Annotated in this window: 12 protein-coding genes; 4 read left to right on the top strand and 8 right to left on the bottom strand. The window is 57.8% G+C overall.

Features of this window, described 5'->3' with window-relative positions:
- Positions 1-123: 123 nt before the first annotated feature.
- On the bottom strand, positions 124-2,568 hold the full coding sequence (locus tag C2U68_RS14425) for a TonB-dependent receptor plug domain-containing protein (protein ID WP_140913175.1): 2,445 nt from the start codon (positions 2,566-2,568) through the stop codon (positions 124-126).
- Positions 2,569-2,897: 329 nt separating this feature from the next.
- Here C2U68_RS14425 and C2U68_RS14420 point away from each other — a divergent pair, with 329 nt between their 5' ends.
- Positions 2,898-3,107 (top strand): DUF1289 domain-containing protein, encoded by a 210-nt coding sequence (locus C2U68_RS14420; RefSeq protein WP_140913174.1) that lies wholly within the window; start codon positions 2,898-2,900, stop codon positions 3,105-3,107.
- 32 nt (positions 3,108-3,139) lie between these two features.
- Here the strand turns inward: C2U68_RS14420 and C2U68_RS14415 are convergent, their stop codons facing one another.
- The 3 genes from C2U68_RS14415 to nhaD are packed head-to-tail and all read right to left on the bottom strand — an operon-like array spanning position 3,140 to position 6,873.
- On the bottom strand, positions 3,140-3,838 hold the full coding sequence (locus C2U68_RS14415) for a response regulator (RefSeq protein ID WP_140913173.1): 699 nt from the start codon (positions 3,836-3,838) through the stop codon (positions 3,140-3,142).
- Positions 3,835-5,397: a DUF4118 domain-containing protein gene (locus tag C2U68_RS14410; protein WP_140913172.1), complete on the bottom strand. Its 1,563-nt coding sequence runs from the start codon at positions 5,395-5,397 to the stop codon at positions 3,835-3,837. Before C2U68_RS14410 ends, C2U68_RS14415 begins: the two co-directional genes overlap by 4 nt.
- Before the next feature lie 30 nt (positions 5,398-5,427).
- On the bottom strand, positions 5,428-6,873 hold the full coding sequence (gene nhaD / locus C2U68_RS14405; RefSeq protein WP_140913171.1) for a sodium:proton antiporter NhaD: 1,446 nt from the start codon (positions 6,871-6,873) through the stop codon (positions 5,428-5,430).
- Positions 6,874-7,133: 260 nt separating this feature from the next.
- Between nhaD and C2U68_RS14400 the strand changes: the two genes are divergently transcribed.
- The gene (locus C2U68_RS14400; RefSeq protein ID WP_186289623.1) at positions 7,134-8,549 is read left to right on the top strand and encodes an Nramp family divalent metal transporter; all 1,416 of its coding nucleotides are present in this window, start codon (positions 7,134-7,136) and stop codon (positions 8,547-8,549) included.
- Positions 8,550-8,561: 12 nt separating this feature from the next.
- Here C2U68_RS14400 and C2U68_RS14395 read toward each other — a convergent pair whose 3' ends face one another.
- The gene (locus tag C2U68_RS14395) at positions 8,562-10,970 is read right to left on the bottom strand and encodes a TonB-dependent siderophore receptor (RefSeq protein WP_140913170.1); all 2,409 of its coding nucleotides are present in this window, start codon (positions 10,968-10,970) and stop codon (positions 8,562-8,564) included.
- Between the two features lie 255 nt (positions 10,971-11,225).
- On the opposite strand from C2U68_RS14395, the gene C2U68_RS14390 reads away from it, so the two are divergent.
- Positions 11,226-12,083 (top strand): ribonuclease T2 family protein, encoded by an 858-nt coding sequence (locus tag C2U68_RS14390; protein ID WP_186289622.1) that lies wholly within the window; start codon positions 11,226-11,228, stop codon positions 12,081-12,083.
- Between the two features lie 303 nt (positions 12,084-12,386).
- A complete protein-coding gene (locus tag C2U68_RS14385; protein WP_140913168.1) occupies positions 12,387-13,940 on the top strand; it encodes an alpha/beta fold hydrolase in 1,554 nt (517 codons plus the stop codon).
- Between the two features lie 171 nt (positions 13,941-14,111).
- Here the strand turns inward: C2U68_RS14385 and C2U68_RS14380 are convergent, their stop codons facing one another.
- The 3 genes from C2U68_RS14380 to C2U68_RS14370 form a co-directional block, all read right to left on the bottom strand.
- Positions 14,112-15,128 carry a FecR family protein gene (locus C2U68_RS14380; protein ID WP_140913167.1) on the bottom strand — a complete coding sequence of 339 codons (1,017 nt, stop codon included), beginning with the start codon at positions 15,126-15,128 and terminating at the stop codon, positions 14,112-14,114.
- Between the two features lie 72 nt (positions 15,129-15,200).
- A complete protein-coding gene (locus tag C2U68_RS14375; RefSeq protein ID WP_140913166.1) occupies positions 15,201-15,713 on the bottom strand; it encodes an RNA polymerase sigma factor in 513 nt (170 codons plus the stop codon).
- 191 nt (positions 15,714-15,904) lie between these two features.
- Positions 15,905-16,813, bottom strand: coding sequence for a LysR substrate-binding domain-containing protein (locus tag C2U68_RS14370; RefSeq protein WP_140913165.1), 909 nt, complete (start codon positions 16,811-16,813; stop codon positions 15,905-15,907).
- Positions 16,814-17,049 lie beyond the last annotated feature (236 nt).

Below are 17,049 nucleotides of genomic sequence, written 5' to 3'. Positions count from 1 at the left end.
CCGTCACGAGCGCACTAGGAGCAGGCCATGCCTGCGACCGAAGGCGCTTGATCGCGGGCGTGGCCCGCTCCTAGCATCCCTAACTTAACGGCATTGCCAACCCAGCCGGAGGCCACCGCTCCATCAATACTTGATCGTGACGCCGACGAAAGCCGAGCGGCCCATACCCGGCACGTTTCGGCCCCAAGGCACCGTGACGTTAGGGGCCGCGGTCGGGTTCATGCCGTAGCGGTCGCCGAGATAGGAGCCGGCCAAGGGATGGAAATATTGTTTATCCAGCACGTTGTCCAAGCCGACGTCCAGTCTGACACTGCCCCATTCGTAGCCGGTTCTGGCGTTGAGCAGGATGTAGGACGGCGTCTGAACTTCGTTACGGATTTGCTGGACATGGGATTTGCCGTCGACGAACTGCATTTCCAGCGCGCTCTGCCAACTGCTCAAGCGGTGGTCCAGACTCAATTTCATATTGAACGGCATCATGTGGTACAGGTTGCCGCCGTCCATCCGCTGGCCGCGGACATAACTCATCGTGGTATGGGCAGCGAATTCGCCGAGCGTTTGGTCTTTATACAGGCGGGTGAGGCCCGACACGTCCATACCCCATAGCCGCGCATCGTGGTTGGCGTATTGCAAATAGACGTACTGATTGTCCACCGTCAAGTTATTGATGGTAGGCCCGCCCGTATATGACGTTGCCGCGCTGCGGCAGCCGTTGGCGTCGCGAGCCGGATTGGTGTTTACCAGACAGCGATCCGCATCGATGAAGTTATTGACGTACGTAAAATACGGCGTGACGTTGACTTCCCACAAATTGTTTTGCGGCTCGTGAAATGCGGCGATCAAACTGACGGTATGGGCGGTTTCCTCGGTCAAATCCATATTGCCGACATAGCCATTACCATCGCCGAACCAGCCTATCATCGCCATATCCATTTTCCGCGCGCCCCAGACGTAACGCTCGTACAAATTCGGGGTGCGGTTCTTGCGGGCATAACCCAATTCGTACTGACTGATGTCGTTAGGCGTGAACTGCACCAGAGCCGTCACGTCGAAAGTGTCGTTGGTCCGCCCTTTATCGCGAGCGTTGAAGGCGTTAGCCGCCGTCAAGGCTAATTTCGCGCCTGCCGGATCGGGATTGTTCGCCAAATTGCCATTGGTCCCCAGCAGATTCGGGTTGTAGGGGCTGACGTTACCCGTATCGGTGCTGGTGTGTTCGTAGCGCAAACCCAGCAAGCTTTTCCATTGTTGGTTCCAGCGCGCTTCCCATTCGCCGAAAAAGGCAACCCGCTCCTTCTCGGCATTGTTTAAATTGATGTAATTCTGCGGCGCCATCATCCAGTATGCGGGATTCGGCGTGGGGTTGGCCGGTCCGGGGTCGTTATGCACCGCCGGCCAGTAATCGTTCAGCTTGTTGGCGTGGTATTCGTTGCCGATTCTGAAGGTATCGCGCTTGCCGTAGGGGATTTCCGCCAAGATCTTGTAGCCCAAGTTGCGGCCGCGGGTTTCCATCGGCATCCTGTCGTTCGGAAAAGCAAAACCGCCGCCCGACACCGTACCGTCGAGATAGCGATTGTGCTTGTCGTCGCCGATGTCCATGCTGTGCTGGGTCGATTCGAAGTAGAACTTACTTTCCAACGTGCCCCAATCGAAACTGCCATTGTGCATGATGTTGCCGAAGATACTGTCGTTATTGGTCAGGTCCATGCGCTGGTTCGGAAACAACTGGTAGGGCATGTGCTGCTGGCCGCCTCTGACCACAACCAGATGGTTGTCGGATTTGAACGACAACGCCGCGGAGTGGTTTTGGTTGACGTAAGCCGTGGAGTTGACGATCTGGCCGTTGCCGTCGCTGTAATTCATGCTTTCGGTATGCGAACCGGTGTAGTCCAGCCGGACGTTCTGAGTAGCGACGCCGGCCGCGATACTGCCGCCGAAGGCGTCGCCGTTGCTGCGGTAAAACGACGACACCGAACCGTCCAGCAAAATATCCTTGCCCGGCTCGGCAAACACCGGTTCCGGCGTTTGTACCGAAATGGTGCCGCCGATGCTGTCGCCGCCCAGGCTCACCGGCGTTACCCCGGTCAGAATCGTGATCTTGCCGATATTGCTGCGGTCGATATACGACAGCGGCGGATTCATGTGGTTGGCGCAAGCCGAAGTCAAGGTCATGCCGTTGATGTCGATTTTGACCCTGTCGTCGTTCAGGCCGTGGATCACTGGCAAACTGGACACGCCGCCGGCGCCGTACAAACTGACGCCGGGCGTATCCTCCAATAACTTGGCGGTGTCGCTGACCGCCGCCCGCTTGCTTTCCAGAATATCGGCTTCCATTTCCGATGCGCCCAGGTTCTTAACGCTGGGGAACTTGTCGGTGACGATCACTTTTTCCAGGACCACCTCGATTTCGGTTCCGGCCGCTTCCGGCGCGGTCTCCGCCGCTAACACCGAAGCCACGAAACAGAGCGATACCGTGCCGAGCCATTTATCGCAATGCAGCCGGTTGCCGGTGGGAGTTGTCGGAGGAACGTTCGGCAAATGCGCCGGTAGATTTGAATTGAAATTGTTCATTGCTTGCCTTTCGAAAGTCTGAAATCGGGGCGAACGCCAGGGTTCGGCCCGAATTAAGTCAAGCAACAAGCGCACCGAATTGTAAGGCTTTGTAATATTATAACTTTCTAATTTTATGTTTTATGAATTCTCTGAAACTATGTTATATGCCACATGCAAAATAAGTGATATGCCGCAATCCGCGCCGCCGCTTTTCGCGGTATCTCCGCCTTGTCCATACAATCGCGCCGGCCGCAAAGCAATCCGTCGCGACACCGACTTTGCCGGAAACGGCGGCGCAGACTTACAATAGCCCGCCTTCAATCACCTAACTTTTCGGAAAACACGATATGAAATACAGCCCTTGCGTCGACCAATGCACCACTGACGGTACTCATTGCTCAGGCTGCGGCCGCTCGCACCAGGAAATTGCCGAAACCAAGCAATTGGTCAAAACGGTGGTCGACTTCATCCAGAAACAGGGTTACGACAACCCGGAAGAGTTTGTCGACCGCATCAGCAAAAGCATTCTGAAAAAGCTGCAAAAAGCCAACGGCTGAGTGGGTTGTAAGCCCAACAAGCGTAGCGAGTTTCAGCCGCCGTCGGCGGCCAGCCGGTATCCGACGCCGACTTCGGTCAACAAATAGCGCGGCCGGGCCGGGTTCACCTCCAGCTTGTGCCGCAACTGGCCCATGTAGATGCGCAGATAGTGCTGGTCGTGAATATGCTCGGCGCCCCAAACTTCGCCGAGCAATTGCCGATGGGTCACGACCAGGCCGGCATGGCGCACCAGGATGCCGAGCAGGCGAAACTCGATCGGCGTAATCCGCACTTCGTTACCGGCGATGAACACTTTTCGCCGCGCCAGATCGATTTTCAATTGCCCGGTTTCGAAGGTCTCGCTGGCCGCGATACTGCGCGCCACCCGGCGCAATAAGGCCTGCAAACGGGCATGTAATTCGCCGCTGCCGAACGGTTTGGTTAGATAATCGTCGGCGCCGGCGTCCAGCGCCATGATCTTGTTCTGCTCCTGGCTACGGGCGGACAACACCAGCACCGGCAGATCGGACAGTTGCCGCAAGCGCCGGGCCACGGCGATCCCATCCATGTCCGGCAAGCCCAAGTCCAGGATCACGCAATCGGGCTGCTCGCTTTTCAGCAGCGCCAGCCCGGACTTGGCGCAATCGGCTTCGGCGATGCGCCAGCCGCGGTTGGCCAAGCTGGTTTTCAAAAAGCGCCGGGTCTGGCTGTCGTCTTCTATCAGTAAAATCAACGGTGCCGCATCGTTCATTCGCCACTCTCTCCGGTCTCGCCCCAATCCAGCGCCGGCGGCTCGCGCAACGGCAAATCGATAATGAACGCCGCGCCCTTACCGGCCAGATTCGTCGCCCGAATCCGGCCGCCGTGGGCGGCGACGATGGTCCGGCACAATGCCAGTCCCAAGCCGACGCCGCCGTGTTCGGTCTCGCCGCTCAGCCGGTAGAATTTATCGAAGATTTTCTGCTGCATGCCGTCCGGAATTCCGGCGCCGTAATCGGTAACGGTCAATTGCAAACCGTCTGCCGCCAGTTCCGCGCCAATATCGATCGGGCTGCCCGGCGGCGTGTATTTGATCGCATTCTCGATCAGATTCGCCAGCACTTGCTCGAACAAGACGGCATCGACCCACAACAACGGCAGGCTGTCCGGAATTTGGGTACGCACCGGCCGCTCCCGCAACGCTTTATCGAGCCGGGTCAACGCGCTGCCGACGATTTCCTCCAGCGCGTTCCATTCGCAATGCAGCGTAATTTCGCCGCTGCTGAGCCGGGCCATGTCCAGAATCTTGCTGGTCAATTCGGCCATCCGTTGCGCCTCGTCGAATACCGCCCGGTAAAACTCCTGGCGCTCGGCCGCCGATAAGCGGTCGGCATTGTCGATCAATGCGCCGGCCGCACCGCTGATCCGGGTCAACGGCGTGCGCAAGTCGTGGGAGATCGCGCTGAGCAAGGCGTTTCGTAACGCTTCGGCCTGCACCTGCAGGCCGGCTTCGCGGGCGCGTTCGGCCAGATACAAGCGCTCCAGCGCCTGGCCGACCAGATTGCGGAAGGTTTCGAACAAAGCCAGTGCCTCCGGATGCGCCAAGCGCGACGAAGGCTCCGCTCTGACCAACAACACGCCGAATACGGTCTGCGATCCGGCCAACGGATAATAGGCCGCACCTTGGCTGTGGCGAGTCGAGTTCGCCGCGAACGCCTGCCGGGCCGCTTCGGCATCGAAACCCGGCCCAACTGCGGCAATCGACGCGGGCAGGCGCCGGTTCTCGTCGGCCGGCACGATGAGGGCTTCGGCGCCGAATTCGTCGCGTATCCGCTCGGCAGCCAACGCCGCAATCGCTTCGCGGCTCTGCGCATCGGACAAGGCCCGGCTTAAGCGGTACAAGGCGTTGGCCCGGTTTTCCCGCTGCCGGGCAATTTCGGCTTGACTGCGAGCCCGATCGAATAAATTGCTGGTCAGGCTGGCAACGACGATCATGACCGCCAAACCGACGATATTTTCCAGATCGGAAATCGCAAACGAGAATATCGGCGGCGCGAAATAATAGGCAAACACCGGCGGGCTCAGCAGCGAGGCGGTCAGCGACGCACCGCGACCGTAGCGGCTGGCGACCAGGAATACGCCGAGCATATAGCTCATCAGAATGCTGGCCGGTTCCAATATGCTACGCAACGGCCAAGCGGCCAGCGTGCAGATAAACGGCGCGGCGATCCCGCAAACGTAGCCGGTTAAGCGCTCACGCCGACTCCTGACCGGTAGTCGCGCCTCCGGTGCGACATTTCCCTGCCGCCGCTTGCTACCGATACCGAACATCGCCCTCACCCTTCCCGCCGGACATCCGCGTCAAAAGGAATGGGCGTTGACCAGAAAATGCACGCCGATACTGGCGAAATAACCGAGCAGGATCACCGGACACCATTTCATGTGGTTGCTAAAAGTATATTGTCCCTTGGCCTGGCCCAACAAGCCAATCCCCGGTGCCGAACCGATCGCCAACAAGCTGCCGCCGACGCCCAGGGTCAAAGTCAACAGCAGCCATTGGCCTTGGGTAATGTCCGGGTGCATGGTCAGAATCGCGAACATCAGCGTGCCGTTATCGACGAAGGCCGAGCACAGGCCGATCGCGATGTTGGCTAAGGTCGGGCTGAGTTGGCCGTAAAGCAAGTGCGAGACGGCGTCGAGATAACCGATGTAACCCAGGCCGCCGATGCCCATCATCGCGCCGTAGAAAAACAACAGCGTGTCCCATTCCAGCCGGCCGACTTTTTCGAAAATATCGAAACGCGTCGATTGGGTGGCGGCGGTCTGGTAATCGCCGCCGCCGAAAAACAGCGAGAACTCCGACTGCCTTAACGCTTGCGCCTTTTCGGTTTGGCGCAGGTAATAATAAAAAAACTGCAACAACGACAAACCGGCCATCATGCCGGCTGCGGCCGGCAAATGCAGTTCCATATCGAACACCACGGCCAACGCAATCGTCACGCCGAACAGAAACAGCAGGCGCTTCGCGCCGCGCGGCAGCGCGACATCCGCCATTTCGATGCTCGGAATTTCCTGCGGCAGCGCAAAATGCATCGCCAGCGCCGGGACCAGGAAATTCACCAGGCAGGGTAAGAACAACTTGAAGAATTCGGTGAAACCGAGGATACCGTGCTGCCAGACGAACAAGGTGGATATCCCGCCTAGCGGGCTGAACGAACCGCCGGCATTAGTCGCAATCACGATGTTGATACAGGCCAAGGATACGAAACGCGGGTTGTCTTTACCGACCGCGACCGCCACAGCCCCCATCAGCAGGCCGGCCGTCAGGCCGTTGACGACACAAGACAGGAAGAACACCAAAAACCCGGTAATCCAGAATAATTGCCGGTAACTCAAATGCTTGGTCACCAGCCAGACCTTCAACGCGTCGAACAAGCGCATGTCCTCCATCGCGTTCAGATAGGTCATCGATACCATGATGAACAGCAACAACTCGATGTAAGTCTGCAAATTGCTGCGAAACGCGGCGACTGCCAGTTCATCCAGCCCCTGTTCCCGGTAGGCCAGCACGATAACGAACCAGATTAACGCCGCCGCCAACAGCATGGGTTTGGATTTGCGCAATTCGGTCACTTCTTCCAGCATCGCCGCGACATACGCTGCCACCATGACCAAAAGCGAAATGTAACCGGCCCAATGGCCGGTCAAATCCAAAGGTTTTAGGCTTTCCGGCGCCGAGCCGGCATCCGAGGCAGCCAGTGCCGGCAGCGCCAGGGCTGCCAGTCCCAGCAGGCCCGATATCATCATCCGCACAAATTTCTCCTTACCCTGATTCGCAAGCGCTCCGAATCGACGGAACGCTCCGCCAAGCTCGGCACCATCGCCTTAATGTTTCCATTGGCCGCCCGCCGCGACGACCGCGCCGCCTAAACTTCCACGGCCCGGAATTCTAGGCAGCCGGACGTAAAAAAGGTGTAAAGAACGGTCGGGACAGTTGCCGAGGATTTGCCAAATCCCGGCAAATTTGCGGAAATGGGCGGTTTTAGCCCAAACCGATCGTTAGCCCGATGAAAAATAAAGCCCTCGCCGACCTGCCCCGCCACAACGTCCCCAACTTCCCCGGCTGGTGGGCCGCATTGGGGCCCGGCGTGGTGTGGATGGCGCTGGCCCAGGGCAGCGGCGAACTGATCTGGTGGCCGTATATGGTCGCCAAGTACGGTTTGACCTTTCTCTGGTTGTTGGCACCGGCCTGTTTGCTGCAATACCCGTTGAATCTGGAAATCGGCCGCTACACATTGCTGACCGGGGAAAGCATTTTTCACGGCTTCATCCGCTTGAACCGCAGCTTCGGCGTGTTTTTATGGCTGCTGATGACGGTATCGTTTCTGTGGTTCGGCGCGTTCGCCTCGGCCGGCGGCACGGCGATGGCCGAATTGACCCATTGGCCGGAGGGCTGGAGCCAGCGCGGCCAAAGCCTGTTCTGGGGCTACGCCTCGATTGCGGTGTTCGTGACGGCGATTCTGGCCAGCGGCGTGGTCTATACCTTGATCGAACGTTTCATGAAGCTGGTCGCCGTCGTCACGGTTGTTGGCCTGCTATCGGCCTGTCTACAAGCCGACGTACTGAAGGCGCTTCCGGAATTTGCCCAAGGCCTGTTCGGTCCGGTCGGCGCCATGCCCCGGCCCTGGGATAATCATGACGCCAGCAAGTTGCTGACCGCCATCACCTTCGCCGGCCTCGGCGGTTTCTGGATCTTGTTTTACTCGTACTGGTTGCGCGACAAAGGCGCCGGCATGGCCGGTCTGGTCGGCCGCATCACCGGCCTGGGCGGCGCCGAGGAAGCGGTGCTCAGCGACGGCTTTCTGCCGGCAGACGCCGCGCAAAGCGCGCAAAATTGGGAATCCTGGCGCCGATTCTTGAGCGCGGACATCCTGGTCGGCATCGTCGGCAATTTATTGACCACCTTGATGACCTGCCTGCTGGCCTATGCGCTGCTGTTTCCGAAAGGCTTGCTGCCGCAGGAATACGAACTGGCCGTCGTGCAAAGCCAGTTCTTTGCCGTGAGTTGGGGCGAAATCGGCCGGCTGTTGTTTCTGGTGGTCGCCGCGGCATTTTTGACCGATACCTGGCTGGCTACCGCCGACGCGGTCAGCCGGATTCAAGCCGATATCGTGTTGACGCTGTTTCCGCAAGCCCAACGCTGGCCGGCCCGGCGCTGGTATTACCTGTTTCTGGCGCTGCTGACCTTGATTACCTCGTTTACGATGCAGCTCGATGCGCCGGGGCCGTTGATCCTGACCAGCGCCGTGATCGGCTTCGCCGGCACCATCCTGTTTCCGGCGGCCTTATATCTTTTGAATTACCGGTTATTGCCGCCCCATTTGCCGGAGTGGGCCAAGCCCAAGGGCCGGCCCTGGCTGCTGGCATTGAGCTTTGCCGTGTATCTGCTGCTGGCGCTGCTGTATCTGCGCGCCAGCCTGTAACGGCCCACCGCTTTAAAACTCGTATTTCAACGAGCCCATTACATTGATCGGCGCGCCGGGGATCACGCCGAAATTGCTGCCGGCCGAGTTGGCGTAGTATTCCTTGTCCAGCAGGTTGTTGATATTCAATTGCGCGGTCAACCGCTGCTGACCGATTTTTTGGGTGTAAGCCGCCATCGCATCCAAGCGGACGTAACCGGGCAACAGATAGCTGTTATCGGAATCCCCCGGCCGCGGCCCAACCGCGACCGCACCCAGCCCGGCTTTGAAGGCCTGGTTGAACTGCCAGGTGCCCCACAGGCTGCCCTGATGGCGCGGCACGTTCTCCAGCCTGTGGCCTTGCAGGCCGTCGAAATCCTGGGTGTAATTGACTTGGGTATAAGCGTAGGTCGCCAGCAAATGCAGTTGGTCGGTGACTTGCCCGGCCAAATCCAACTCAATACCCCGGCTCCTGATTTGCCCGGCCAGAATCTGAAAATTCGGATTGGCCTGATTCGGATCGTCGGTCAGCATATTGGTTTTGGTCAGATAGAAAAATGCCAGTGTCGATGAAAATCGTTGGTCGGCCGATTCGGTTTTAATCCCCAATTCGTATTGCTTGCCGCGCTGTGGATCGAATTTCTCGCCGCTGGCACTGACGCCGTTATTGGCGCTGAACGATTCGCTGAAACTGCCGTACAGCGACAGCCAATCCTGCACGCGGTACGTCAACCCAGCCCGTGGGCTGAAGGCGTCGTCGTTGGCTGGACTGCGCCCCAATTCCGCCGCTTGCGACGAGACCGGCGAAAAATTCTGCCCTGTGGTCACGCTGTCGTAGCGCCCGCCCAACAGAATATGCAAGCGGTCGAACAAGGTGATCTGGTCCTGCAAATAGGCACCGACCCAAGATTCACGCCGATAAAAGAAGGCGTTATCCACGGTCAGGGCATCGAAATCGACTTGGCCGTAGACCGGCGCGTAAATATCGATCGGCGCGGTCGGCGCATCCGAATCATGGGAGCGGGTCAAGGAGTGAAAGCCATCGAATCCGACCAGCAGATTATGTTTGCTACCCAGAACTTCGAACTTGCCGTTCAGATCGATATTGCCGGAGTGGCTAACGACGTCCTGCACACCTTTGGTAGCCACTCGATCCAGCGTGCGCATGTCGTCGCGCAGCCCAAAGTAGTTGTACAAGGTCGGCCCGCTCAGAGTCCAATCCTTGAACAAATAGCGCTGGGTTATTTTCCAGTCGTCATTGAAATGATAGGTCCAATCTACTGCAACCGAGGTGCTTTCCAGAGTTTGGCGGTGAAAGCCGTCCTTCAGGTTACGGCTGAGCGGAATCGGCGCCGGCCGACCGTTGACCGCCGGAATGCCGTAGTCGGCATTAAATTGGTCGTGTTTGTATTCCAGATCGACGTTGGTTTCGAAGCGGGCGCTCGGCCGCCAGGTCAAACTCGGCGCGACGAAAAAACGCTGGTTGCCGACGAAATCGCGAAACGATTGCTGGTCGGTATACGACCCGTTCAGCCGGTACAACAAGGTCTTGCCGGCATCGAGTGGGCCGGTGGCGTCAATTAAAGTACGGTATTGGTCGAAAGAACCGAACTGCTGCTGCAACGAGTAATACGCGGTATCCAGCGGCTTTTTGGTCACGTAATTGACCATACCGCCGGGCTCGATCCGGCCGTACAACATCGCCGCCGGCCCCTTCAGAATCTCGATTTGTTCGATGTTGGCAATATCATAAATATCCTGGCGATTGTACAAACCGTTGCGGTAAGCGTCGCCAAACCCGGAACCGGCCAGACCGCGGATCACGAAATTGTCATACAGGTAACCGCCGCCGGTACGGCCCAACACGCCGCTGACGTGGCCGTTGACCGCATCCGGCAAGGTCATGGTCTGTTTGTCGGCCAACACCGCTTTCGGCACGATTTGGATCGAGATCGGCGTTTCCATCACCGGGGTATCGGTTTTGGTGGCCGTGGTGGCGTTGGGCCGGTTGTAATCCGGATTATCCGGCGCATTCCAGGCATAGACCGGCTTGCCGACCACCGTCATCGCCGGCATCAGCTCCGGGCTGGTTTTGTTGTGCAGCTCCGGCGGCTTGGGCTGAATCGTCACGGTACCGTCGCCGGTGGTTTGCGCCCGCAACGGCGAATCGGCCAACAGCATATTCAGCGCTTCGGCGTCGGTATACTCGCCCTGCACTGCCCGACTACGTAGATGCTCGGCGATGTCGGTGCCGTAAATCAACGGTTGCCGGCTCTGCTTGCCGAACTGCAACAACGCCTGGTTCAGCGCTTGGGCCGGAATGTCGTAATAATGCTTGGCGCCGACGTTTTCCGCCTGAGCCGCCGGGGCCAATGCCAGGGCCGTCGACGCGACTAGCGCACGGCAGATAAAAATCGAACGGCGATGCGTTGCGTGGGACATGAACACTCCTGATTTCGTCTCGGTTACGGGGCCGCACTGCGGCTGCTAAGGGTAAAGACGGAATCGGCGGAAGAATCCACATCGGTGCGGCGTCAGTGACTGGGTCAATTACTGCTGCGAGAGGGAAACCCGCCCAAGCCTCGGGCGGGAAAAAGTCTTCATATTGTCACGGCGGCTGCGGCATAATCGACCTAGCGCGCGCCGTGGCGGGCCGCGCTACCGACTTACTCCATAATAACGATGAGGAGCGCGCCCATGACCAGATCGAACCTGCTTGCCGTGATGTGCCTGACGCTTTGTGCCGCCTTAGCCCACGCCGACTGCGTAGACCCCAAAGACACTTACGATGCCTACAACGAGGTCGCCGACGCCGCCCAAGACCGGCCGTCGGAATTTTACGTGCTGTCCTACTCCTGGGCGCCGCGCTATTGCGCCGAGAAAGGCGACAAACGCCGCCCCGGCCAAAAAGATTATCTGCAATGCGGCAGCAACGCCCGTTTCGGTTACATCCTGCACGGGCTGTGGCCGCAAGGCACCCTGGCCAAACCCAACGACTACCCGCGGGCCTGCGCCGGCGACCAGCCCAAAATCGACCGCGCACTGATGGCGAAATATTTCTGCATGACGCCCAGCGCCTGGCTGTTGCAACACGAATACGAAAACCACGGCACCTGCATGATCGACCGGAATCTGCGTACGCCGCAGGCCTATTTCGATAAAGCGCTGGCATTGCACAGCGCGCTGCACCTGCCTGACCAGCAAATCACCAACGAAGCCAAGGGCAAAACCTGGTTCGTGCAAAACAATCCGCAACTGCCCGAAGACAGCGTCTACTTCGACCGCAATGCCAAGGAATGGCGGGTCTGTTACGACCGCGATTTCGCCCCGTTCGCCTGCCCTCGTCCCGGCGGCCAAGGCGGCGACTCGGACGGCAACAACGGCAACCCCGACGCCTGCCCGGTCAAAGGCAATATCTCCGGCAAGAACCGCAAATACTACTTCGTCCCCAGCCACCCGAGCTACGCCGACGTAGTCATCGACTTCAGCAGAGGCGAGCGCTGTTTCGATACGGTCAAGCAGGCAATGGCGGCGGGCTGGAAAAAGGCACCTTGATTTTTTAGTTATTTGCAGGCGAGTTTCAGCGTTTCCGGCGATTTGATTTCGCCGGAAACGTTAGCGATTGGTGTTGCCTTGGCTGTTTTGGGCTTTGCGGCGGAATGAGTGAATTCGGCCAGTTGCGGACGACCCTCTAGTTTATGATCGTCCAATAAATTGCTTTTAGCAGATATAAGGGTGGGCACAAAAGGCCGTGACCACCTTACCGGGCTGCCATATGCTCGTTCGCGGTATCAAGCATAAGGTCTAGGGTACGGCCCTAGTTTCACTATTGAATTGATTGACCGGAAAATATTCCACATGAGCAAACCGCTGAATCATTTTTGCCAAATCACGCTCCTCACTGCCGTTATTAGTTTGTCCAGCGGCTGTTCGGTCAATCCAGTAGCGTCCAAACCAACCAAATTTGGTTCGGCCTGGCAAACCGTGGCGTGCAAAATTTTTGACGTGCCTGATGCGATTGCCGCGCAATCGGATTGTGGTTATGTCACCGTCCCCGCACAGCATGCCCAACCCAACGGCCCCACCATCCAACTGGCCGTAATCCGAACGCGTAGCAGTGGCAAAAACCCGGCGCTCGATCCCCTGTTTGTCGAACAGGGCGGTCCTGGGGACTCAACCATCGGTGATATTGCCGATAGCGCCTTGCCGAATTTCCCCGAACTCCCCGTCTTGTTAGAGAGCCGCGATTTAATCTTCTTAGAGGAACGGGGGACACGCTATTCCAAGCCATTCCTGTCTTGTCCGGAGCTCAATGAACACTATATTGCAGTGGCCAAAGGGGAAATAGGCTACACCGATCCAAGCTGGTTCAAGGCGTGTAATAATCGCCTTAAGGCGCAAGGGATAAACCCCAACGCCTTCAATACTCGCGAAAATGCTGCCGATGTCTACTTTGTGGCAGAGACCCTGGGCTACCCGCAATTCAACTACTATGGCGTTTCTTACGGCACCTTATTGGGGCAATATGTGATTGCGCAGGCGGATAAGCACCAAGCCAAACTGCGCAGCGTGATCCTGGATGGTGTCGTCACCACCAATGTTGATTTCAATCTGGGCGCCGGGCATTCGATGAGTTATGCCTTGCGGAATGTGTTCCACGCTTGCGCGCAAGACCAACAATGCGGTCAGGCCTATCCCAATCTAGAGCAGAAATTTTTTGCGCTGGTCGATCAGCTTAATCAGAAACCCATTCCCATTAACCTGACCCTTCCCTCCAGCCAAAAACCGATCGCCAGTCAGCTCGATGGCAATACCTTTCTCAATGGTGTCCTGCACTTTTTAGCGAGGCCCTATTCCGCTGAATCAGCCAGAGGCAGTTCGCTACCCAAGTTCATTTATGCAGCCAGCAAAGGCAACTTCGATTGGGTGACGGAAAAATTGTCAGAGGACTTGGAAAATCATACCAGCGCGAAAGAGATGTATCACACCGTCCTTTGTGCGCGGGCAAAATCGGTGCAAATGACGCCTTCCCAGTTATTGCCGCCAGCGTATCCGCAACTGCTGCCCATTGGCATCCGCGAATCTGAATCCGTGACGAAAGCTTGTGACATTCTCCAGGCCGAGTTGAAACCGCCTTTTGCTTACGAAAACCCTGACATTCCAACCCTTTTATTTAACGGTACTTACGATCCAGTCACGCCGCAGCCCTATGGCGAAACCGTGGCCAAGAGTTTGAAAACCGCCTATGTTTACACCTTCCCAGGTGTCGGACATGGGGCCTTGTTTGTGCCGAAGGATATGCCTGCCGGGACCTGTTCGACGCAAATTGCCGCCGAGTTTCTGGCTAACCCGCAGCAAGCACCCGACAGTAGCTGTCTTACTCAGATCAAACCGAGATTTGTGGTTGAATAAAACAGCTTTTCAAAAATCTTTGAGCCGTCGGGCTTGATCTGGAGTGGTTAACGTTAAACAAATCCACTCGGTGCTGGTAAAGACTTTGACAGCTAAGCCCTTAATTTGCATTGGACAAACTCAAATTAAGGGTAAGCTGGAGTCTTCGATGGTTGCCGATGCTGCGCCGGGCTAGCGCAACACCACCAGATACCGGGTCAAGGACATGATTTTAAGGCCCGGCACCGCAGAACCGAAACCGGCGACGGCCTGGTCGAGGGCATCGAGCCGAAACAGGCCACTGATCCGTTTATCCGCCCAAGCCGAGTTCAGCAGCAATACCTTACCGGGGCGGTAGGCGTTGATGCGTTCGACCGCTTCCGCCAGCGGCACGCCGTCGAATTGCAAGTAACCGTCGCGCCACACCGCCATGTTTTCCGGCCGGCCGGGGCGGACGGATATTTGGCCGCCCGCAATTGCGGCGGTTTGGCCGGCGGTCAGCGGGTTGTGCCGGTCGCCGGTGCGAATTTCGACCCGGCCTTCGACCAGTTCGACCTGAGTTTCCGCACCGGTGCGGCGCACGCCGAAAGCCGTACCGATCGCCCTTACTTCGCCGGCATCGGTGGCGGCCAAAAACGGCCGCTGCGCATCCTTGGCCACTTCGAAAAAGGCTTCGCCGCGCAACAACTCGACCCGGCGTTGGAGCTTATCGAAACGAATCGCCAATGCGCTGTCGGCGTTCAAAATAAGCCGAGAACCGTCGGCCAGCACCACCCGACGCTGCTCGGCCTTACCAGTCAGATAGTCGGCCTGCCATGCCAAGGGCGGATAAAACGCCGCCAAGGTCAACGCCAATAACACGCAAGCGGCAATTGCCGGTGCCCACCGTAGCCGCCGACGCCGATTTCGGAGCGGCGGACAGGTCGGCGCGACTGAAACGGTCGCCGCGGCATCGGTAGCCGGCAGCCGGGCGCGTTCCTGCAAGCCGGGTTCGGCGCCGGGAATCGGCCGGCCGCGCAATTGCCCCAGCCCTTGCCAGACCGCCTGGGCCCGTTGCCAGGCCTGTTCGTGGGCCGGACCGGCCTCGCGCCAGGCCGCCAAACCTTGGCGGTCCGCGGCGGAAAATTCGCCGGATTCCCGTTTCGCCAGCCAAGCGCAAGCCTGCTCCAGCAAGCGCGAGTCGTCGTCCGGCAGCGGTGCGGTGGTCATGGCAGATTCCTGAGTCAACGGTGAAGGCGATATATGATAGACGAGGCCCGTAGCCTGAACCACATCGTGCGGCTAGGGCTGAGCCAAGGATTTGGCGCAATGCAGCAACGCGCGTTTGATATTGTCTTCCACGGTGCGTACCGAGATACCGAGTTGCTCGGCAATTTCCCGCTGTTTCATGCCTTCGAAGCGGTTCAGATAAAAGATGCGTTGGCACAGCGGCGGCAATTCCGCCAGACTGCCGATCAGGCTGTCCAGGGCTTGCTCGCTCAAAGCCACGGTTTCGGCGCAGCGCAGATCGGGGGCATCGGGCAAGTCCGGTTCCGACCAGTCGGCAATCGTCGCGTTACGCACGCTCTGGCTGCGGTAATGGTCGTACAGCAAATTCTGCGCGGTGCGAAACAGGTATGCTCTCAGGTTGCCGACTTTGCTTAGATCCTCGCTACGGCATAAGCGGACGAAGGCTTCCTGGCTGAGATCGGCCGCGGTTTCCCGGCAGCGTAGCCGGGCGAATAGCACGGCTTCCAGCTCGCTACGGCAGTCGAGATAAAGCTCTTGTAAGGATTGGCTGACAGAAAATGACATGGGCTGCTGGCTTGGCGGTGCGGAATGCGGGATGTCCTTTACACACCAGCAAAATTAGCGCCGCAAACCGGAAACCGTCTGCAATCAGCAGGCTAAGCCGCCTGACGCGGTAGCGGTCGGCCCGAAATCAAATAAGCTATGTTAAATAACCCACGCTAAAGCGGCGATATGGCGCAATCGCCGACCGGGTCTCAGCCGGCCGCGGTGTAGTTGGCGGCCGCTTCTGCCAACAACTCGTCGATAAAGTACCGGCAGTAATTGGGCACGTACAGTTGTTTCAAATACGCGATCTTGGTGGTGGAGCTGGGTATCAGGCCGGCCAGATCTTTGGCGAGCAAATCGCTATCCCGACCGGGCTCGTAGGACGTACCGGCGATGATGCCTACGCCCATACCCAGCCTCACGTAAGTTTTGATCACGTCGGAATCGGCCGCAGCCAAAGTAATATCCAGCGGCAAGCGCGCATTTTGAAAGGCTTTTTCGATGGCGCTGCGGCCGGTAAACCCCGGCGAGTAGGTCAAAATCGGTTCGGCAGACAGACGTTGCAGCGTGATTTCGCCGTCGGCCAGCCGGTGTCCGGCCGGCATGATCGCGATGTGATGCCATTCGTAACACGGCTTGACTACCAGTTTGTCGTCGTCAGCCAACTTTTCGGTGCAAATGGCGAGATCGGCCTGATGCCGATGCAGCAAGTTGACCAGATTATCCGGCGAGGATTGCACCATATAAATCTTGATGCCGGGATATCTGGCCCGGAAGCGGGCGATCGGCCCCGGCAACAAATATTTGGCCTGGGTATGCGTGGTGGCTATGCGGAAGGTGCCGTGGTTATTGTCGAGAAAGTCGTCGGCGATCAGTTGAATGTTCTTTTTCGCCTGATTAATCAAATCGACTTCGTCCATGATTTTTTCGCCAAGCGGCGTCAGGCCGGTCAATTTTTTACCTTGGCGAATAAATAAAGGCGAACCTAATTCGGCTTCGAACAATTGCAATTGGCGGCTCACCGCCGACTGCACCACATGCATTTTTTCCGCGGCCTTGCTCAGGTTGAAATCGGTTTCTTGCAGATTACGCAACAATTCGAGTTGGTTTAAATTCATCTAATTCCTCAAAAAAAACCCACCGTCCTGGAAACTTTTTTTAACTAACCTATACTGTTAGTCGACGGTAGCAAACCAAATCTGATCTGTAGATATAGGATTGTGATTATATCGTTTTATCCTAGAGGTTTAGCACGCTGACATAACGACCGCCTCGCTTCACCGCATCGGTCGTTATTTGTGGCTAACCTCCTCCTAGCTACAGGGAAGTTGTTTATGGCGGGTTTAATTACCCG

Origin of the sequence: Methylomonas koyamae (assembly GCF_006483455.1) — a bacterium.
GTDB lineage: Bacteria > Pseudomonadota > Gammaproteobacteria > Methylococcales > Methylomonadaceae > Methylomonas > Methylomonas koyamae_B.
This window is presented reverse-complemented; position numbering and strand designations above follow the sequence as displayed.